16 protein-coding genes are annotated in these 19,347 nt (G+C 56.6%); 7 read left to right on the top strand and 9 right to left on the bottom strand.

The features are described 5' to 3' along the window. Positions 1-201 precede the first annotated feature (201 nt). From RGV06_RS02095 to RGV06_RS02085, 3 genes are all read right to left on the bottom strand, one after another. Positions 202-720 carry a cysteine hydrolase family protein gene (locus RGV06_RS02095; RefSeq protein WP_019822718.1) on the bottom strand — a complete coding sequence of 173 codons (519 nt, stop codon included), beginning with the start codon at positions 718-720 and terminating at the stop codon, positions 202-204. A gap of 228 nt (positions 721-948) precedes the next feature. After that, positions 949-1,431, bottom strand: a complete 483-nt coding sequence (locus tag RGV06_RS02090; RefSeq protein ID WP_019822716.1) for a cupin domain-containing protein — start codon at positions 1,429-1,431, stop codon at positions 949-951. Between the two features lie 309 nt (positions 1,432-1,740). Next, entirely contained in the window at positions 1,741-2,169 is a 429-nt protein-coding gene (locus RGV06_RS02085) for an N-acetyltransferase (protein WP_046809381.1), read from the bottom strand. A gap of 409 nt (positions 2,170-2,578) precedes the next feature. On the opposite strand from RGV06_RS02085, the gene RGV06_RS02080 reads away from it, so the two are divergent. The 3 genes from RGV06_RS02080 to RGV06_RS02070 all read left to right on the top strand — a co-directional run bounded on the left by RGV06_RS02080 (position 2,579) and on the right by RGV06_RS02070 (position 7,288). Further along, positions 2,579-2,758, top strand: coding sequence for a hypothetical protein (locus RGV06_RS02080; protein WP_322151954.1), 180 nt, complete (start codon positions 2,579-2,581; stop codon positions 2,756-2,758). A 70-nt stretch (positions 2,759-2,828) separates the two neighbouring features. Continuing rightward, positions 2,829-3,443 (top strand): nitroreductase family protein, encoded by a 615-nt coding sequence (locus RGV06_RS02075; protein ID WP_019822614.1) that lies wholly within the window; start codon positions 2,829-2,831, stop codon positions 3,441-3,443. 407 nt (positions 3,444-3,850) lie between these two features. Continuing rightward, positions 3,851-7,288, top strand: a complete 3,438-nt coding sequence (locus tag RGV06_RS02070) for a hypothetical protein (protein WP_322149223.1) — start codon at positions 3,851-3,853, stop codon at positions 7,286-7,288. 189 nt (positions 7,289-7,477) lie between these two features. Here RGV06_RS02070 and RGV06_RS02065 read toward each other — a convergent pair whose 3' ends face one another. Together RGV06_RS02065 and RGV06_RS02060 are read right to left on the bottom strand one after the other, a co-directional pair. After that, on the bottom strand, positions 7,478-7,657 hold the full coding sequence (locus tag RGV06_RS02065) for a CsbD family protein (protein WP_019822609.1): 180 nt from the start codon (positions 7,655-7,657) through the stop codon (positions 7,478-7,480). Positions 7,658-8,026: 369 nt separating this feature from the next. Beyond that, a complete protein-coding gene (locus RGV06_RS02060; protein ID WP_322149222.1) occupies positions 8,027-8,974 on the bottom strand; it encodes a LysR family transcriptional regulator in 948 nt (315 codons plus the stop codon). A 103-nt stretch (positions 8,975-9,077) separates the two neighbouring features. Between RGV06_RS02060 and araD1 the strand changes: the two genes are divergently transcribed. The 4 genes from araD1 (at position 9,078) to RGV06_RS02040 (ending at position 14,775) form a co-directional block, all read left to right on the top strand. Beyond that, positions 9,078-10,076, top strand: a complete 999-nt coding sequence (gene araD1 / locus RGV06_RS02055) for an AraD1 family protein (protein WP_019822604.1) — start codon at positions 9,078-9,080, stop codon at positions 10,074-10,076. A 69-nt stretch (positions 10,077-10,145) separates the two neighbouring features. Continuing rightward, the gene (locus tag RGV06_RS02050) at positions 10,146-11,465 is read left to right on the top strand and encodes an MFS transporter (RefSeq protein WP_019822602.1); all 1,320 of its coding nucleotides are present in this window, start codon (positions 10,146-10,148) and stop codon (positions 11,463-11,465) included. A gap of 50 nt (positions 11,466-11,515) precedes the next feature. After that, on the top strand, positions 11,516-13,072 hold the full coding sequence (locus RGV06_RS02045) for a UxaA family hydrolase (protein ID WP_046809386.1): 1,557 nt from the start codon (positions 11,516-11,518) through the stop codon (positions 13,070-13,072). Between the two features lie 116 nt (positions 13,073-13,188). Then, positions 13,189-14,775, top strand: coding sequence for an aldehyde dehydrogenase (NADP(+)) (locus RGV06_RS02040; RefSeq protein WP_322149221.1), 1,587 nt, complete (start codon positions 13,189-13,191; stop codon positions 14,773-14,775). Between the two features lie 237 nt (positions 14,776-15,012). Here RGV06_RS02040 and RGV06_RS02035 read toward each other — a convergent pair whose 3' ends face one another. Genes RGV06_RS02035 through RGV06_RS02020 form a run of 4 tightly spaced genes read right to left on the bottom strand, consistent with a single transcriptional unit; the run spans position 15,013 to position 19,336 of the window. Beyond that, positions 15,013-15,924, bottom strand: a complete 912-nt coding sequence (locus RGV06_RS02035) for an SMP-30/gluconolactonase/LRE family protein (RefSeq protein ID WP_019822594.1) — start codon at positions 15,922-15,924, stop codon at positions 15,013-15,015. Positions 15,925-15,939: 15 nt separating this feature from the next. Continuing rightward, positions 15,940-16,902, bottom strand: a complete 963-nt coding sequence (locus RGV06_RS02030; RefSeq protein ID WP_048352133.1) for an ABC transporter permease — start codon at positions 16,900-16,902, stop codon at positions 15,940-15,942. Then, positions 16,899-17,885, bottom strand: a complete 987-nt coding sequence (locus tag RGV06_RS02025; RefSeq protein WP_082113400.1) for an ABC transporter permease — start codon at positions 17,883-17,885, stop codon at positions 16,899-16,901. Before RGV06_RS02025 ends, RGV06_RS02030 begins: the two co-directional genes overlap by 4 nt. Then, positions 17,882-19,336 (bottom strand): sugar ABC transporter ATP-binding protein, encoded by a 1,455-nt coding sequence (locus tag RGV06_RS02020; RefSeq protein ID WP_322149220.1) that lies wholly within the window; start codon positions 19,334-19,336, stop codon positions 17,882-17,884. Before RGV06_RS02020 ends, RGV06_RS02025 begins: the two co-directional genes overlap by 4 nt. Positions 19,337-19,347: the final 11 nt, after the last annotated feature.

Below are 19,347 nucleotides of genomic sequence, written 5' to 3'. Positions count from 1 at the left end.
ACGTCGTCGAGCTCCATGCAGGGCTGGTCAACAGCACGAGAACCGACCGGAATAGTTATGTACTAAACAGTTAGTTTCCTAACTTTAACAAAAACGCGGCCCTGCGACAAATTGTCAGTGCCGGACGACAGGAGAGGGGGAAGGGAGGGGCGTGCGTCAGCCCAAGGCAAAGCCTGCGCACGCCCACTTTTTAGCGCTCTGCTAGAAATGCCAGTCCTCAGCCTTGATCAACTGGCAGAAAGGCCCGGCAAGGGTGGCGTTGTGATGAGCCACGATATCCTGGGCTGTCAGGGCCGGGGTGTCTGAGCAAGTATGGCCGTCGGCGATCAGCACGGCATCGAGCCCCAGGTCGCGGGCAGCCCGGCACGTACTGTCGACGCAATATTGAGTCTTCATGCCTGCGATGACCACGCCGGTGGCACCGCAAGCGCGTAAGTTTTCCGCCAGCCCGGTCAGTGTGAAAGCGTTGGGGCGATTTTTTTCAAACACCACTTCGCCACCCGCTAACTTGAGTTCGGGTGCAAGCTCCGTCAACGGACTGCCGGGTTCGATGGGAGATCCGACAGGGCCTGTATGGCGCGCCAGAAATATCGTTGCACCTGCGCTACGTGCTTTGTCCATCAGGCTGTTGACCGTTTCCAGCAACTCCTCGCTGCGCCATGGCTTGTCAGGGCCGTGAACGAGTCCGACCTGGACGTCCAGAATCAAAAGGGCGTACATGGGTGCATCTCCTTGCATAGTAGCCAGCGACACAAGGGCATAAAAAAGGCCCTGTCCATCGCTGGCGGGCCTTTGAAGTTCGTTTGCTATTGGCTCACGACACCTCGCACGCTCCGCATTTAGCGGTCGTGGTCGGGGTGGTGGTCAATGTGCGGTAATAATCTGTCATCAATTCACACTAGCAATATCGCAGCAAGCTGACAAGCCAGTACTGGGGCCTGAAATCTGTCACGAATAGGGAATGCCATCTTTGTGGGTGAAATGCCATTTGCCGTCAGCCCCGGTAACGGCTTGTATGTCGTCAGAAGGATAATTCACGCGGTCCCCTGTGCTTCGATCGCCGACCTCAAGAATGACGCAGGTTACGTCAGTTCTATTCTCAAGATGGTGAGCGACACCTTTGGCAGGGAAGCCGGCAATCATTCCCGGAGCCAGTTGCAGCGACTCATCCGCCTGAAATAAGGTCGGATGACCCTCCAGTACATAGATGAACTCGTCTTGCAGCTCGTGAGAATGGTGAAGAGACGAAATACTTCCTGGAGGTAAGTGGATCAGGTTTACGCCAAAATTCTTGAGGTTGAAGAGGTCGCCCAAGGGCCTTTTCTGGCGGGCCTGCATGAGTGAAGCAAAAGGCTCAGGGTAATTGCTGGAGCGAATTCTCTCTGGCGCATCGAGCGCATAGAGGGGGCCTGAGAACGGGGTATGGGCCAATGTGTGTCCCTCCAACAAGCAGGCAATGGGAGAAAGGTTACTGCGAACTCATATAGCTTCAAATGCGCGGATCAAGCGAAGAGCATAGATGTTCATTACGCAGGACACCGGATTGAGGACGCCGATACAGCCACAAACCAGGCAATGGAGAGGGGATAAAACAGCGTGTATTATAACTATACTAAATAGTTCTTTAGTTTAGTTATAATATTTGGTTATGTTCAGGGGCTTGAAGTCATGGGCCTGAACACGGGCGGTCAAGGGAGATCGTCACAGGGCATGAATAGCCACCTTTAGCAGGCCCCATGTCTAGTGATTTTTGTACGACATCAGGTGCTCACTGTGACCTGTTTGAGTATCAACTTGCTCCTTGACCACCTCAAAGCCTTGTGACTGATAGAAGGCGATGCTGGGCGTGTTCTCCTTGTATACAGCCAGTGTCAGCTCATCCCGAAGGTTTTTTACATGCTTAAGCAATTGCTTGCCCAGGCCTTTGCCTTGATGGTCTGGATCGACAAACAGTGCGGCCAGTTGATTGCCCAGCAAACAACAAAATCCCAAAACTCCCGATTGATCTTCAACCACATACGTTTCAGATCCCGGTATGTAAACGTCACGCATAGCTTCTAAATGGGATTGCCAGTAAGAAGCATCGATAAAGTCATGGGCCTTGATGGATGCTTTCAGCCAGATGTCCAGAATGCGTTCCATATCGTCGTGCTCAAATGCTCTGATCATTTGTCCATTCCATTGCGGTTATCACTGCGGACCGGTGCGGTGCAAAGCTTGCGATTATGCCGCAAAGCAATGGGCGTGTAGTGATCCAGGCAGAAAGTGTCCAATGCTTAGAGCGGACGACCTTGAAGCACCGTAATCAGCAATCCCATTTGAGACGGCGGCATAACTACAACGCTGCGAAGAGTTGTTTAATCATCGGATCATCTCAACGGCGTGCTGCAGACTAAAGTGTTTTCGGTGAGCGATAGCCGCTGGAGGTGTTTACTAGAGAGCAGTTAAAAGGTCAGGAAGATTTCAGAGTGCTCTGTGCATTGAAATCTGACCTCCACTGACCTTGATGTTCTATTACGCAAGTACGCATAATGTATATTATGTTAAATCATGTATCTTGCTGTAGACGCTCACACGCTTGTGGCTCCTGACGACATCACTCGCGAGCTTTGCGAAGAACACCGACCTGATCGCCATCCTGGAGCTGTGCACTATCACCAGCCTCGTGGTCTACGGCACCCCCGACGCCGAAATCCGCAAGCGCCTGGACCCGTTCGGTGCCGTTTACATGACCCCATTCGACGGTTTCAGCCGCTGAGTTGAAACAATACGCAGGTTCAAGAGTGACAACCGTGTCCTGCGCAAACCTATCCCGCACAGAGACCACCATGTCCGCTATCGCTGAAGTTATTAAGTCCCGCATCTCCGCCAACAGCTACGACACCGAACGTTCGTTGACGGACGCCCAGGTCGCCGAACTGGTCAACCTGGCCACCCACGCGCCCTCCGCCTTTAACCTGCAAAACTGGAAGTTCCTGGCCGTGCGCAGCACCGAAGCCAAGGCGCGCCTACTGCCATTGGCATTCGGCCAACAAAAGGTCATGGATGCCGCCGTGACCTTTATTGTCTGCGGCACCCTGAACCCGCATGTAACCCTGCCGGCTGCCTTGCAGCCGACCCTGGACGCCGGAATCATCGACCAGTCGATCTACGACATGTGGGTGGGTGCGGCGCAAGGCATGTATCAGGAAAATCCCCAGTTGCAGCGCGACGAAGCCATCCGCTCTGGCTCACTGGCCGGGATGACCCTGATGTTGGCCGCCAAGGGCCAAGGTTTGGTTTCAACTCCAATGATTGGATTCGATCAGGCCGCAGTGGCCAAGGAGTTCGGTCTGTCGGATGAAGAAGTGCCCGTGATGTTGATCACTGTGGGCTACCCTGGGTCGGCCAACTGGCCACAAAAGCCGCGCAAACCTGTGAGCGACGTGTTGCAGTTCGTTTAAGCCCTGTCGCCTTGCATGCCTGGGTAACCCAGGCATGCAAGGACATCGCTCAATTCGACGTCAGCGTTATGAACGTAGGGCTGGGTGCGCTTAAGGCTGCCTTCTATCGACGGCTCACTCACAGCAGGTACCCTTCTTCATTAAGTGAGATGCAGTTGAGCTGAAGAAACCTGGGCGATCATGAATTACAGCGCTCAGCCAGAGACTGCCAAAGCGTGCGTCATTGAAGCCGGCTGGCTGAATTCGCCTTAACCCCCTACCCGCTTAGCTAGCCAAACTGAGATGAGTGACTACGCTCGTTTAGGGAAATGAAGGAATCACCATCGAATACCAGCCCAAACCCCCTATTTGCCCTGCTCGGTGCTTCGTTATGGGCATTGGGCTAGAACCTCTGGGATAGTTCACACATGGATTTGCGTTTAACACCACTTGCACTGGCAATCTGCGCAAGCCTTATGTACAGCGCTAACGTTTGGGCAGCGGGCGGCGCAGCTGGCGCCAATGGCGACATAACGACTAGCCCTAACGAATTCAATAGTGGAGCTCCCGGTACCTCGGGAGCTTTAGCCAATGGCGGTAATGGTGCGGATTTTCTCAACCAGAACACACTAGACCTTACCCAAGACCTTGGTTCCGTAAGTGATGGCTCAGATGGCCAAGATGCTACCAATGCTCAAGGCGGCGGCGGAAATGGTGGCGCTGGCGGCGGTTCCGCGTTTGGCGCTTTCAGCCAGGGCGGCGCAGGCGGAACTTCAACAACAGATTCTAATGGCGGTAACGGCGGGGATATTGCCGGCAAAACCATCAGTCAAAGCAACGCGGTCAATATCTCCCTGGCCGGCACAGATGCCGGTAACGGTGGCAGCGGTGGTGCCGATAATGGTGGTGGTCTTAGCGGCGGCGGTGGTGGTCAGGGCGGTGCCGGCGGAGGATCGATCTTCGGTGGCCTTAGCCAAGGCGGCGCTGGCGGATTCTCCGACGACGCCTCTAACCCCAGCGCTGTCTCCTTCTCCGCAGGTGGTTCTGGCGGCGCAATCTCTGATATGACCATGACCCTCAGCAACATCACACTAAACGGTGCACTTGGGGGTAACGGAGGTAGTGGCGGGAACAGTGATGGAGCCAGCGGCAGCGGCGGAGTTGGCGGCGGTTCGATCTTTGCCGGGCTTAGCCAAGGAGGCGCAGGCGGACTCTCCTTTTCCACCACTACCGCCGACTCCTCCTCCGCAGGAGGTTTAGGCGGCGCCATCTCTGGCATCACCATGACACTCAGCGACATCACACTTAACGGTGCACGTGGAGGGGCTGGTGGTAATGCGGATTACAATTTTGGCGCCAGTGGCAACGGCGGAGCCGGCGGCGGATCGATCTTCGGTGGCCTTAGCCAAGGCGGCGCTGGCGGATTCTCCGATTCCAACTCCAACTCCGACTCCTCCTCCGCAGGAGGTTCTGGCGGCGCCATCTCCGACATCACCATGACACTCAGCAATGTCACTCTTAACGGCGCCCTTGGAGGAAATGCCGGGAATAGTAGTGGATCCGCTAGCGGCATTGGCGGTGCCGGCGGCGGATCTATCTTTGGTGGCCTCAGCCAGGGTGGCGCTGGCGGCTCCACATACTCCTTCTCCAACACCTCCTCCGCAGGAGGTTCTGGCGGCGCAATCTCTGACATCAGCATGACACTCAGCAACATCACATTAAACGGGGTACTTGGAGGTAATGGAGGGGTTGGAGGGGTTGGAGCCGGGGGCAGCGGCGGAGCCGGCGGCGGATCGATCTTCGGTGGCCTTAGTCAGGGCGGCGCTGGCGGATATTCCATCTCCAGCTCCAACCTCAATTCCTCCTCCGCAGGAGGTTCTGGCGGCGCAATCTCTGACATCAGCATGACACTCAGCAACATCACACTTAACGGTGCACGTGGAGGTAATGTCGGTGTTGGAGGGATTGGAGCCACTGGCAGCGGCGGATCCGGCGGCGGATCGATCTTCGGTGGTCTCAGCCAGGGCGGCGCTGGCGGGTACTCCATCTCCAGCTTCGACGCTTCCGCGGATGGTGGCAATGGTGGCAACGGTGGCGCAGTAAGCGGTAACACTCTTTTGCTGAGCGATGTCCGTTTAATTGGCGCCCCGGGCGGTACAGGCCAAACGGGCAGCGATGGGATCAATGGCGGCTCGATCTTGGGTGGCTACAGCGCCGGTGGAGCGGCGGGAGAAGTATTCTTCATTGGCCCTGCTTCACAAACCTCCGCCATTGGCGGTGCTGGTGGTGACAGCAGCAGCAACACTATTAAGTTAGGCGGCGTATCATCGCTCACCGGGGATATTTACGGTGGCTATAGCCAAGGCGGCCGCGCCAATGGTGCCAGCGCGGGTGTCACTGGCGCTGGTGGCAATGCTGAAAATAACCACGTCACCCTCACCGGCACCGAGCTCAGTATTGCTGGAGCGGTATATGGCGGCTATAGCGCTGATGGCGACGGCACCCTGCAACCCAATAGAGCGTTTAGCGGCAATACCCTTACCCTAAATGGCTACCGAGGTTCGGTTAAGGGCATCTACAACTTCGAACAGTACAATTGGTTATTGCCTAAAGATGTCGTTAACCAAGATACCCTGATTAAAATTACGGGGTCTGACAAGGTTGACCTTAACAATACCCAGCATACAGTTGCCATGGTGAGCGATGGAAACCGCCTCAATGAAGGCGACAAAGTGATACTGATCGATAAGGCGCAGGGAACTTCGAGCCCTGCAAGCGTCCAGGTCGAGCAAGGCCACTTTATTATTTATGATGCACAGCTCGGCATCGAAAATGATGCCTTCGTGTTGAACATCGACAGCAAAAGCGACACTACTCCACTGCCCCCCTCACCTGCAGGCAGGCTCAACCCAAAATCGGAGTCATTTCTGCAAGGCCGCGCAGCGGCGCTCGCCTTCACCAATCAAGGCACTGATATGATCCGCGAGAGCCTCAGCTCCTGCGTCACCGATATGTTTTTTATAACGGATGGAGGCACCAACCGTTATGACACCGGCTCCCACATTCGTATACGCAACTTTAAAATGGCTCTTGGCCTGCGCAAATGTTTTGAACTCCAAAACACCAGCCAAGTAGTGTTTGGTGCCTTTATTGATCATGGCCAAGGTAACTACGACAGTTACAACAGCTTCGCGGGTTATGGCGATGTGCGCGGCAGTGGTGATTTGCGTTACACCGGTGCTGGTCTCCTCTTTCATATGGATGTGGCGGGCACTTCAATCAACAAAAATGCCAAACCCGTTGCAGGCATCAAAGAGGGCGTATACCTCGATGCTGTAATGCGCGCAGGTAGAGTCAAAACAGATTTTTCCAGCAATGATCTGATCGATGCCGAAGGTGTCCGCGGCCACTACAACTCCACGTCACAGTATGTCAGCGCCATGGCCGGCATCGGCTATGTCTTCAACCTTGATGATCAGCAATCTGTTGATGTTTACAGCCGTTACAGTTGGAGCCACATCAACGCTGACAAGGTCATGGTTGGCAATGACAAACTCAGTTTTGACCGCGACAACAGCTCGCGCTTGCGTGCTGGTACCCGCTACACCTACGCAGTCACACAACACATTGCGCCCTATGCAGGTCTCGCCTACGAGCATGAGTTCGAAGGTAAGGTCTCCGGCAAGGTCTACGACATGTCGATTAAAGGAGCCGATCTGGGCGGCAGTACCGGGATCTTTGAAGTTGGTGTCTCGACCACCCCGATCGCTTCAGTCAGTGCCATAAAACTCGATGTGGGCGTGCAAGGTTTCTTTGGCGAGCGTAAAGGTGCGACGGGCTCGATTAATCTCTCTTACGAGTATTGATCACTGGCCTGACGCCCTCTCCTGCCTTGGGCCTGGGTTGATCTTGCATCAATCCAAATGGTCAGAAGTACTACAGCTCCCCCCTCTTAACACCGCAGAAGACTGCTGTAGCCACTCGGAGTGCCGAATAAACTACTGCAATGGCTACCCCCTGATAGCCATTGCAGGGAAGGTAAAAAAGGCCTGGAGCTACTTCTTGTCAACGGCGTCTTTGACCTTGCCAACCACTTGCTGGGCTTCACCTTTCTTTTCCTGGATCTTCCCTTCGACCTGCAGCTTGTCACTTCCTGTGGCCTTGCCCACACCTTGCTTCACATTACCGATTGCTTCGTTGGCCAGGCCTTTGATTTTGTCTGAAGTACCACTCATGGCTTTTCTCCCGGTTTGAAATAGGTGTCCAGTCTGGACATGAAAATTGACTGATGGTGATGAGTTGGAGTTCCACTTTTATGACAACCACTCGTCAGTGGCGCACCACAAAAACCATCAGATCGGTTTCGAGTCAGCAGACTAACCCTCTGAACATGCCACCTAACCCCTGGGCGTCTTGCTAAATCCCGGGCACAAAAAAACCGGTTAATCCCGAGGGTTAGACCGGCTGTTTGGGTGTTACGCAGTGTAGGGCGCATGGGATTCGAACCTGCGAGCAACGGGTGACCAACATAAGCACCGCTTCTGCAAAATCGTGTGAGTGAGGGGCAGCACCCTTACCGAAACGTCCCCAGGTCATAAACCGCGCTACGGTACAGATGATGCTGAACTGCAGCTTGCGCCGGTTAGTTCATCGATCAACAAAACCATAGGCGCTGTGTACTCCACATCCGCCCGGGTGACAATTTCATAGGGCTCGCTAGTCGATTGAATGGTCAGCGCCAGTTTGACCAACATACCGTGATCCAGAGCCATCTGAGCGACATCGTTAGGCATAACGGCAACCAAGTCAGGGTCTTTCAGCAATAGTGACAAAGTCGTAAAAGTCGAAGAGGTTTCGATTGCGTAGAGCGGAAAACTTAATCCCAATTGGCGAAATTCACGCTCTAACGTCAGGCGCATGGGCATATTGACCGGGAATACTACCCAGCGACTGTCCATCAGGTCAGCGAGCTGCAGCGATGCCACGCTTGCCAGTCGATGCCCCGGGTTAGCCACCACTACCAGTGGCTCCTGTGCGCGGAAGCGGGTTTGATACGCGGTCGGACGTGTGCTTACGCTGATTCGACAGATCGCTACATCCAGCCGCCCCTGGTCCAACAAGCTCAACAATCGCGAACTGGTGTCCTCAACTATGGCAATCGACAGCTCCGGCTGTTTCTCGCGCAGGCGCGCCAGGCTATCAACCAGCGCCGGTACGGCGCCCATGATGGTACCTACCGTCAGGCGTCCACCGTGTCCTTTCAGAATTCCGACCATTTCTTCACGAAGATGCTCGAGGTCGGTGTGTATCAAGCGGGCATAACGAATCACACAGCGGCCAAGGTCGTTGGCTTCCAGGCCCTTGCTCGTGCGCTCGAAGAGGCTTGAACCGAAGATTGTTTCGATTTCCTGCAATGCCTTGGTTGCGCCCGGTTGAGACAACGCCATGATCTCGGAAGCCTTGCGCACCGAGCCATGCTCGTCGAAGGCAATCAATAAGCGCAGTTGCTTGAGCCGCAGGCGAGAAACGATGGATGAGAAGGACGGAAGCATGGGTATACCTGAAAGTTATCGCTTGGGTCGTAACTCTCATTAGGCAGCAACAGCCTGGAAATTTAAAGTGGCCCCAACGATAACAACAAGCCGAGACCCCACCATGCGTTTAATCCAATTTGAAGACTCTACAGGCCAGCGACGTGTAGGCGTAGTTGAGGGCGACTCGATTCAACAGGTCAATGGTATATCCAGTACACGTGCCCTCGCCCTCGCGGCCATTGCCAATGGACGCAGCTTGCTGCAAGAAGTAAAGGCCATGGGCACCGCACTCGGCCCCGAGGGTTATACCGGGCTTTTGGAGTCTGGCCGAGTGCTTGCGCCACTCGACCATGAAGACCCGGCCCACTGCCTCATCAGTGGTACTGGCTTGACCCACCTGGGCAGCGCTTCGACTCGCGACAAAATGCACCAGAAAAATGTCGACGATCAGGCCACGCTAACCGACACCGCTCGGATGTTCCAGTGGGGTATCGACGGCGGCCGTCCCGCCGCGGGTAAGGTGGGAGCTCAGCCTGAGTGGTTCTACAAGGGCGACGGTTCGATTGTGGTACGGCCGAACCAGGCTTTCCAGTCCCCGGACTTTGCGGAAGATGCCGGTGAAGAACCAGAGCTGACTGGCCTCTACGTAATTGGCGAAGACGGCAAGCCATACCGCGTTGGCTTCGCCCTGGGCAACGAATTCTCAGACCATGTCATGGAACGTCGCAATTACCTGTATCTGGCACATTCCAAACTGCGTAACTGCTCCTATGGGCCCGAGCTTCGCGTCGGTGTACTGCCCCGGCACCTGGCCGGCACCAGCCGGATTTGGCGCGACGGCCAGGTACTCTGGGAAAAAGAGTTCCTAAGTGGCGAAGACAATATGTGCCACAGCCTGGAGAACCTTGAATACCACCACTTCAAGTACACCCAGTTCTTGCGCCCTGGGGATGTGCATGTGCACTTCTTCGGCACTGCCACCCTCTCGGTCGCAGACAATATCAAGACTCAACCGGGCGATCGTTTCGAAGTCAGCATGAGCGAGTTTGGAGCACCGCTGTGCAACACCATCGAAGTTGCCGCCGCAGCGTTCAGCATCGGAGAAATTAAATCGCTGTGACGGATCAGGCCCTTAACCGGGCCGTTAGGAAAGGATGCATTTCATAATAAACATAAGAGTGAGATGAACATGACCACTGGCAATGTACAGGTCGTCACGGCTACTGCATCGACTGGCGCCGAAAACGCCCGTCCAACCACTGTGCGTTGGAGGATTTTCCTGCTTCTGCTACTGCTATCGGCCATCAATTACATCGACCGGGCTTCGCTGTCAGTTGCACTGCCACTGATTTCTGCTGATTTCAACATGACGCCGGCACTGGAAGGTTTGATGCTGAGTGCGTTCTTCTGGTCTTACGCGCTGATGCAGATCCCTGGCGGCATGCTGCTCGACCGTTTTCAGACCCGCAACATCGTTGGCATTGCCACCGTTGGCTGGGGGCTCTTTCAGGCCTTGGCCGGCGGCGCGCACAACTGGATCACTTTGCTCATTACACGGATCGGCCTGGGTGTTGCAGAGTCGCCGATCATGCCGGCCGGAGCCAAGCTCAACGGTGCCTGGCTTACGCCCAATGAACGCGGTCGCGGCGCAACGCTCGTCGATGGCGGCGCCCCTCTGGGGACTGCACTGGGGGCCATCCTCATCGCAGGCTTGATCACCTGGTTTGACTCCTGGCGTATCGCATTCGTAATCGCGGGTGTTGGCACCATGGTCGTAGGCATCTGGGCTTGGTGGTACATCAGGAACCATCCAAGCGAACATCCTAAAGTGAATGCTGCAGAGCTGGCTTACATCACTGATGCCAATGAAGCCGCCAGGAAAGCCACGGGTGGGCGTAAGGCGATCCTCAAGGAACTGCTCAAGAGCCGTTCGGTACTGGCAATGTTCGCGGGCTACGCTTGCTACAACAGCGTGTTCTACGGCCTGCTGACCTGGATGCCGAGCTACTTGCACAAAGCCCACAACCTGGACATCAAGGCCATGGGCGGCGCTACCTTCCTGATCTTTATGTGTGGGTTCATTGGTGAGCTGTTTGGCGGCTGGCTGTCCGATAAATGGAAGGCTGCAGGCGGTCAACCCAACACTGTCATGCGTAGCATGTTTGCAGGCTCCGCAGCGATAGCCGCCATCTGTATTCTCGCCGTGGCTTACAGCGGTGATGCAGTCGTTGTTATTTCGCTGCTGTGTGTAGCCCTGTTTTTCATTCGCTGGTGCGGCATGTACTGGTGTTTGCCAGCCATCCTCGGTGGTCAGTCCAAAGCGGGTGTGTTGGGCGGAAGCATGAACTTCTGCGGCAATATGGTCGGGGTGATCGTGCCGATCCTGATCGGTCTGATCGTGCAATACACCGGTTCATACTTCCTGGCGCTGATCTTCTTTGTCGTCATGGCGTCAGGGCTAATGCTGTTCTCCAGCCTGATTGATTATCGCGAGCGTGGATTGGCTTGACCTGCTCTGTCCGATTCCGTTGCGCTACCTGAAAAACCGAGGGAACTGTCATGCAACTCATAACTACAACAGGCAGTGAAACCGCTGCCAACGCCGTGATCAGACTCAACGTGCTGGACGATGTATTGATCGCGCGGCAACCGCTGATCAAAGGCCTTGAACTCAAAGCCGAAGGCATTCAGGTGCTTGAGCCCGTACCCTCCGGCCACAAGGTCGCTGCGCGTCATATCGACGTGGGCCAACCGGTTCGGCGCTACGGCCAGATTATTGGCTTTGCGAGCCAGCCCATCGAGGCGGGGCAACACGTGCACGTCCACAACGTGGCGATGGGCGATTTCTCTCGGGACTATGCATTCGGCATCGATGCCAAAGGCAGCCCCGCGCCCACGGCGGAAACGTTCATGGGCATCGTACGCTCCGATGGTCGAGTGGCTACGCGCAACTACATCGGCATTCTGACGTCGGTCAATTGCTCGGCCACAGTGGCACGGGCGATTGCCGACTATTTTCGCCGCGACATTCACCCTGAGGCATTGATTGAATACCCCAACGTCGACGGTGTCGTTGCACTCACCCACGGTGTGGGCTGCGCCGTCGACCCCGGCGGCGAAGCACTGGCAATGCTGCGCAGGACTCTGGGCGGTTATGCGGTTCACCCGAACTTTGCCTCGGTACTCTTGATCGGGCTGGGGTGCGAGACCAACCAGATCCCAGATCTGCTGGCGGCCCAGGGTCTGACAAGCAGCGATTCGCTGCGCACTTTCACTATTCAGGGCACGGGTGGCACGTCCAAAACCATTGCCAGTGGCATCGCGCAAGTCAAGTCACTGCTGGCAGAAGCCAACAAAGTCAAACGCGAACCCGTCAGCGCCAAGCATCTGATCATCGGTCTGCAATGTGGTGGTTCGGACGGTTACTCGGGCATCACTGCCAATCCTGCATTGGGTAATGCAGTCGATCGCCTGATCGCGGCCGGCGGCACAGCTATTCTGTCGGAAACGCCGGAGGTCTACGGCGCCGAGCACTTGCTGACCCGTCGCGCCATCAGCCAGAAAGTCGGTGAAAAGCTCATTGCACGCATTCATTGGTGGGAAGCTTATTGCAAACGCATGGATGCCGAACTGAACAACAATCCTTCAGCGGGCAACAAAGCGGGAGGTTTGACAACCATTCTGGAGAAATCTCTGGGGGCTGTAGCCAAGGCAGGCTCCACCGATCTTGTGGATGTCTACGAATACGCTGAAACAGTCCGGGCACACGGCCTGGTGTTCATGGACACCCCCGGCTACGACCCTATCTCTGCAACCGGCCAAGTCGCTGGCGGGGCCAATCTGATTGCCTTTACTACGGGTCGCGGGTCTGCTTATGGGTGTGCGCCCTCGCCGTCCATCAAGCTCGCCACTAACAGCCGCCTTTGGGAAACCCAGGAAGAAGACATGGACGTCAACTGCGGCGGGATTGCCGACGGCACCATGACCATTGAGGAGCGCGGCGAATACATTTTTCGCATGATGCTGCGTATCGCCTCGGGTGACAAAAGCAAAAGCGAACAGCACGGTTACGGCCAGAACGAGTTCGTGCCTTGGCAGATCGGTGCGATCACTTAAGACCTTTCATTCACTTCGACACTCCGGCTCCCGTCGTCCAGCACGATGTGGAGCCGCTTCTTTTATTGGGTGTCGAGCCTAGAAGTTTCTTTAATCATCCAATCAGGAAGCCTGACATGACTCAGATTCTCGGTCAGAACTACATCGGTGGTCAGCGACTCGGCGCGGGTAGTGTGTATCTGCAAAGTTTCGATGCAACAACAGGTGAAGCACTACCAGGCCATTTCATACAGGCCACGCAAGATGAAGTCGACGCTGCAGCCAAAGCGGCCAGCGACGCCTGCCCGATTTATCGCAATTTACCAGCATCCCGCCGGGCGGAGTTTCTGGATGCTATCGCTGACGAACTGGATGCCTTGGGCGACGACTTCGTCAGCACCGTCTGCCGTGAGACAGCATTGCCTGCCGGGCGTATCCAGGGCGAGCGTGGCCGCACCAGCGGGCAAATGCGTCTGTTCGCCAAGGTGCTGCGTCGCGGTGACTTTTACGGGGCGCGCATTGATCGGGCCCTGCCGGATCGTAAACCCCTGCCCCGCCCCGATTTGCGCCAGTTTCGGATTGCCGTGGGTCCGGTCGCCGTGTTCGGCGCGAGCAACTTTCCACTGGCGTTTTCCACGGCCGGTGGCGACACCGCCTCTGCCTTGGCCGCTGGCTGCCCGGTAGTGTTCAAGGCACATAGCGGCCACATGGCTACCGCCGAATGGGTCGCGGACGCCATCATGCGTGCAGCGAAGCGTACCGGTATGCCCAGCGGTGTGTTCAACATGATCTATGGCGCAGGCGTCGGTGAATGGTTGGTAAAGCATCCATCTATTCAAGCCGTGGGGTTCACCGGCTCTCTCAAAGGTGGCAACGCCTTGTGCAAGATGGCTGCACAGCGTCCCCAGCCGATTCCGGTATTCGCCGAGATGTCGAGCATCAACCCGGTGATCATTCTTCCCCAGGCTCTTAAGGTGCGTGGCGAAACCATCGCCCACGAGCTCGCGGGCTCCGTGACCTTGGGGTGCGGGCAGTTTTGCACCAATCCCGGGCTAATCATCGGCGTACAGTCGGCTGATTTTACGGCGTTTTTACAACGTTTCACTGCGCAAATGAATGATCAACCGGCGCAGACCATGCTCAACGTCGCAGCCTTGGCCAGCTATAGCAGAGGGCTACAACATCTGCACGGTCATCCGGGAGTGGAACACCTGGCGGGAAGTCCGCAACAGGGTAAGCAGGCTCAACCGCAATTGTTCAAAGCCGACGCCAGCTTGCTGCTCAACGGTGACGAACTGCTCCAGGAAGAAGTATTCGGGCCGGCCACGATCGTTATTGAAGTCGCTGACCAGGCGCAACTGGTCGCAGCGCTCAATGGTCTGCGCGGGCAGTTGACGGCCACCGTCCTCGGTGAAGCGGATGAGCTGCTCGAATACAGCGGGTTGACCGAGTTGTTGCAAGAAAAGGTCGGACGGATCCTGTTGAACGGCTATCCCACGGGTGTGGAAGTCACTGACACCATGGTTCATGGCGGGCCGTACCCGGCAACCTCTGATGCGCGCGGCACATCGGTGGGCACATTGGCGATTGATCGCTTCCTGCGCCCGGTCTGCTTCCAGAACTACCCGGACGCCCTTTTGCCCGAAGCCCTGAAAGACGCCAATCCACTGGGCATCCAGCGTTTGGTCGATGGAAAACATACGGCCGGCGCGCTGGATCATTAAATAAAGCAATGCTGTTCACTTAAGCGATTTCTGCCTCTGTGGGAGCGGGCTTGCTCGCGATGGTCGTTAACGGTGACGCGTATTGACTAAGTCAATGCGGCGCCCTGAAGAGCATCGCGAGCAAGCCCGCTCCCACACTTGAGCAGCGTTGCTCTCAAGTGAGCAAAACCGCCCCATTCGGGCGGTTTTTTTATACCGATGCAACTCAGTTTGTTTAGTGTCTGGGAGCGATCAACTTCACGGCATCTGCGCGCCCGCCACCGCCACATGGATCATGTAGAGCGACGTATTGGCGGTGATAAACAAACGGTTGCGACGTGGCCCGCCGAACGTGAGGTTGGCGACTTTCTCCGGTAGCAGGATCTTGCCCAGTAATGTGCCGTCAGGAGCAAAGCATTGAATCCCGTCCCCCGCGCTCGTCCAGACGTTCCCTTGTACATCGACGCGCAAGCCATCGGGGATCCCTGGTTCGATCTCGGCGAACACCCGCGAACGACCTAAACGACAATGGTTGATCACCTCCAGCGCTCGAATGTGATGTGGGGCTGCGAGGTCATGTGTGCGTGCCGAGTCGGCAATGTACAGAGTATTGCCATCGGCCGAAAAGGCCAGGCCGTTTGGCTGAACGAAATCATCCGCCACGCATTGGACTTCACCCGAAATCGGATCGACCCGATAAACATTCTGGCTTTGCTGCTCCTGCTCAGCCTTGAAGCCTTCGTAATCAGTGAGGATTCCGTAGGTCGGGTCAGTAAACCAGATGGCACCGTCACGGTGAACCACCACGTCGTTCGGTGAGTTCAGGCGTTTGCCCTGGTAACGATCCGCGATCACCGTGATCGACCCGTCCGGCTCAGTGCGGGTCACGCGGCGTGGGCCGTGTTCACAGGTGACCAGTCGGCCCTGAAGATCTCGTGTATTCCCGTTGGCGAAGTTGGAGTCTTGACGAAACACCGACACGCCCTGCTCTGGCGTCCAGCGCAAAATACGCTGGTTGGGAATATCACTCCACAAGAGGTAACCACCGTCGTTAAACCAGACTGGCCCCTCGGCCCAGCGGCATTGGTTATAGAGCTGCTCGAGTTGAGTGTTGGGCAGTGTCAATGCACGGAAGCGTTCATCGAGGTATACATAGTGAGGTTCGAACATGGAAATATCCTTTATTCAGGCAGTGCGTGCCGATTTGCGGCCACTGACCGCGGTGATGACCGCAATGATGATCAGGCCGGTAAGGATCAATCGCACCCCGGCGCTGGCGCCAAAGGTGTTGAGCATGCTTACCAGCAGATAGAGAAACAGCGCCGCCCCCCAGATGCCTGGCACGTTGGAAAATCCACCCGCCACTGAGGTCCCGCCGATCACCACGACTGCAATCGAGGCCAGCAGATACTCCTCGCCCATGCTCAACGAAGCCCCACCGGAAAAACCGGCCAGCAGAAGGCCGCAGAGGCTGGCAAAGACCGCACTCAGAACGTAGGTCGCGAAGCGGATCAGGTTGACATGGCCGCCGGCGAGCTCCGCAGCACGGGCGTTCTGGCCGATGGCGATCGTCCAGCGGCCGTAGATGCTGCGTGTCAGCACGTAGCCCATAATGACTGCCAACAGCACGACGCTGATCGCCAGGAACGGTACGCCCCAGATGTTCCCGGTGCAGAATTGGTAGAACATTTCCGGTGGCTGGATCCGAATGCTGCGACCGTAGGCAATCGCCATTGACTGCAACAGGAAGCTAGCGGACAGCGTGGCAATAATCGGCGGTATGCGAAGCACTCGGATCAAGGCGTAGTTGGCGCAACCGATCAGCATACCGGCCCCCAATACACCCACAACGCCCAACCAGATCAAACCCGGCTGGCCGTCCATCAACTTCATGCCAATGGCCCCGCTGAGTGCGATATTGGCTGGAATCGACAAATCGATGTTGCCCGGGCCAGTGGTAATCACAAACATCTGGCCGATACCGACTATCACGAAGAACGCCGAGAAGCTCAGTGAGCCCGACAACAGCGAACCGGCACCTTGGCCCCCGGTGAAGGCAATGGTTGCGATCCATATCAGCAAGGCGGCCAGGAACGACCATAGCCAGGGCTTGCCCATGACCGTGGTGAGTAACGGAACACGCTTCATAGTGGGCGAGCCTCAAGACGGTTGACGGACATACGCAAGGCGAGGACGAAAATCAGAATCGCGCCCTGGGCACCGATCTGCCAGTCTGGCGAAATGCGCATAAAGGACAGCAGCGAGCCTGCAAGCACCAGTGTCAGGGCTCCCAGAACTGCGCCGGTGGGCGAGACACGGCCGCCGACAAACTCACCGCCACCGAGGATTACCCCCGCGATGGACAGCAAGGTGTAACGCAGCGCGATGCTTGCGTCCGCAGAGGTGGTCAGGCCAACCAAAAACAGGCCGGCGAAGACCCCGAACGTACCGGCCAGCGCATACATGGTTATCTTGATGCGCAGCAGCGACCAGCCCGCCTTCGCAATAGCCAGCGGATTTCCACCCGCCCCCCGCAACACAACACCCAGCGTCGAGCGCATCAAAAACACATGTACGGCAATCGCCAGCACCACACAGACAATGATCGCGAAAGGCAGCAACGGTGTCTTGATGCGAACCAGGCTCTGCAGCCATTCAGGCGCACTGCCGCCCGGCGCTGGCAACAGCAGCACAGCAGCGCCCATCCACACGAACGACATGCCGAGAGTTACGACGATGGAGGGCAAGTTACGTATATGAATCAGCGCCCCCAGCAACGCGTACACCGCAATGCATCCGAGCAACACCAGGCAGCCAAGTACAGGGTGCTGGTCCAGCAACGTTGCCGCCACGCACGCGACGAAGCTGATAAAACTGCCCAGCGACAGGTCAAGATCGTTGACGGTGATGATCAGCATCTGGGCGACGGTCGCCAAGGCGATCGGCACCGCCAGGTTGAGCATCAGGTTCATGCCCATGTAACTCATGGCCCTGGGCTGCATAATGAAAATGGTGATCAGCAGCACCGCGAGTGAAACCCCGGGTAAAGCACTGCGCAGCAGGCGTGCATAGTTCAATCCGGGCGATTTGACCGCAGCGCCTTTCAGCGGTAGTGAGGTAGATGCATTCATGCCGTTTGCTCCACAAAGGAGCAGCGAAGAATCTGCTCCTCGCTTAGTTGGCTGCGTGGCAGGTCAAGGACTGCCTGACCATCACGAAACACATAGATGTGGTCACAGTAATCGAGCTCCTCCAACTCGGTGGTGTACCAGATGAAGGTGCGCCCTTTGGCCGCCTCCTGAGCGATGATCGAGTACACCTCGCGCTTGGTGCCGACATCAACGCCACGCATGGGATCATCCATCAGGATCAGATCGCTGCGCGATGCTAATGCGCGGGCGAACAGTGCTTTTTGCTGATTACCGCCCGACAGCGAAAGAATGGGGTTGCGCATATCCGGGGTGCGGATTCCCATGCGTTTTTGCCATTCTTCGGCCAAGGCATGCTCTGCGTCCGGATCGATCAGGGCGCCGCGTTTCAAATGGGCCAACGAACTGATCGTGATGTTCTCGGCGATAGACCACATCGCAAACACACCGTCATTTTGTCGATCCCCGGCCACTAGCGCGGCGCCCTGCCCGCTGGCAATACGTTGACGCAGTATCTGAATGAGTAACTGGCTTTGGCCATGTCCTGCCAGCCCTGTAAGACCGACGATTTCGCCTGGATGCGCATTGACTGTCATTGCATTGGCTTGACGGGCCGGACGTTGAGTCACGACGGGAGAACCATGGGCGCGTCGCGAGACAAAAACGTGCTGTTCGCAAGCCGCCTTTGCGGCGCTCCCCATGCATTCCACCAGGGACGCGTGGGTAAAATTCGCCGCGGGGCGAATCTCAACCACACGTCCGTCACGCATCACGGTAATGCGGTCACAGGTGTCCAGCATCTCCCCAAGAATGTGGCTAATCAGCACGATGCTGCCGCCAGTGCCGACAAAGCGCCGGACAAATTGCAGGAGTTGTTCGGCAACCCGTGAATCCAGAGAAGACGTGGGTTCATCGAGGATCACCAAGTCCAGGCGTTCATCGACACGCACGAATGCACGGGCAATTTCGACCATCTGGCGTTTGCCGATCGGCAACTCGGCAACGATGTCGTCGCCACGAATATCATGGCCCGGAAAAATCTGATCAAGACTGGCTTCGATCAATGCCTTGGCTTTACGTCGCCAGCCCCAGCCACGAATAGCCGGTGACATCAGCCGAGTGTTTTCGGCCACGCTGAGGTTGGGGCACAACGACAGTTCCTGAAACACACAGCGAATCCCGTGCTGGCGTGCCATCTGCACGCCATAGCTGGAGCGTACTTCCTGGTCGCCGACCAGCAGTGCACCGCAGTCGGCAAAAAGAGTGCCGGCCAAAACCTGCATCAGGGTGGATTTACCCGCGCCGTTATGGCCGATCAACCCCAAGCACTCTCCGGCCTGAACACTCAGGTCGACGTCACTCAGGGCACGAACAGCGCCAAACGATTTGCCGACACCTTGGAAGGTTACCAGCGCTCGTTGAAAGTCAGACATGACATTTTCCT

This window comes from Pseudomonas sp. CCI3.1, assembly GCF_034313985.1.
GTDB classification, from domain to species: Bacteria; Pseudomonadota; Gammaproteobacteria; order Pseudomonadales; family Pseudomonadaceae; genus Aquipseudomonas; species Aquipseudomonas psychrophila.
This window is presented reverse-complemented; position numbering and strand designations above follow the sequence as displayed.

Bases quoted from the DNA above. Each gene is read 5' to 3' on its own strand.
- RGV06_RS02095 (WP_019822718.1), bottom strand. From the start codon at position 720: ATGTACGCCCTTTTGATTCTGGACGTCCAGGTCGGACTCGTTCACGGC.
- RGV06_RS02085 (WP_046809381.1), bottom strand. From the start codon at position 2,169: ATGATCAGAGCATTTGAGCACGACGATATGGAACGCATTCTGGACATC.
- RGV06_RS02075 (WP_019822614.1), top strand. From the start codon at position 2,829: ATGTCCGCTATCGCTGAAGTTATTAAGTCCCGCATCTCCGCCAACAGC.
- RGV06_RS02070 (WP_322149223.1), top strand. From the start codon at position 3,851: ATGGATTTGCGTTTAACACCACTTGCACTGGCAATCTGCGCAAGCCTT.
- RGV06_RS02065 (WP_019822609.1), bottom strand. From the start codon at position 7,657: ATGAGTGGTACTTCAGACAAAATCAAAGGCCTGGCCAACGAAGCAATC.
- RGV06_RS02060 (WP_322149222.1), bottom strand. From the start codon at position 8,974: ATGCTTCCGTCCTTCTCATCCATCGTTTCTCGCCTGCGGCTCAAGCAA.
- araD1 (WP_019822604.1), top strand. From the start codon at position 9,078: ATGCGTTTAATCCAATTTGAAGACTCTACAGGCCAGCGACGTGTAGGC.
- RGV06_RS02050 (WP_019822602.1), top strand. From the start codon at position 10,146: ATGACCACTGGCAATGTACAGGTCGTCACGGCTACTGCATCGACTGGC.
- RGV06_RS02045 (WP_046809386.1), top strand. From the start codon at position 11,516: ATGCAACTCATAACTACAACAGGCAGTGAAACCGCTGCCAACGCCGTG.
- RGV06_RS02040 (WP_322149221.1), top strand. From the start codon at position 13,189: ATGACTCAGATTCTCGGTCAGAACTACATCGGTGGTCAGCGACTCGGC.
- RGV06_RS02035 (WP_019822594.1), bottom strand. From the start codon at position 15,924: ATGTTCGAACCTCACTATGTATACCTCGATGAACGCTTCCGTGCATTG.
- RGV06_RS02030 (WP_048352133.1), bottom strand. From the start codon at position 16,902: ATGAAGCGTGTTCCGTTACTCACCACGGTCATGGGCAAGCCCTGGCTA.
- RGV06_RS02025 (WP_082113400.1), bottom strand. From the start codon at position 17,885: ATGAATGCATCTACCTCACTACCGCTGAAAGGCGCTGCGGTCAAATCG.
- RGV06_RS02020 (WP_322149220.1), bottom strand. From the start codon at position 19,336: ATGTCTGACTTTCAACGAGCGCTGGTAACCTTCCAAGGTGTCGGCAAA.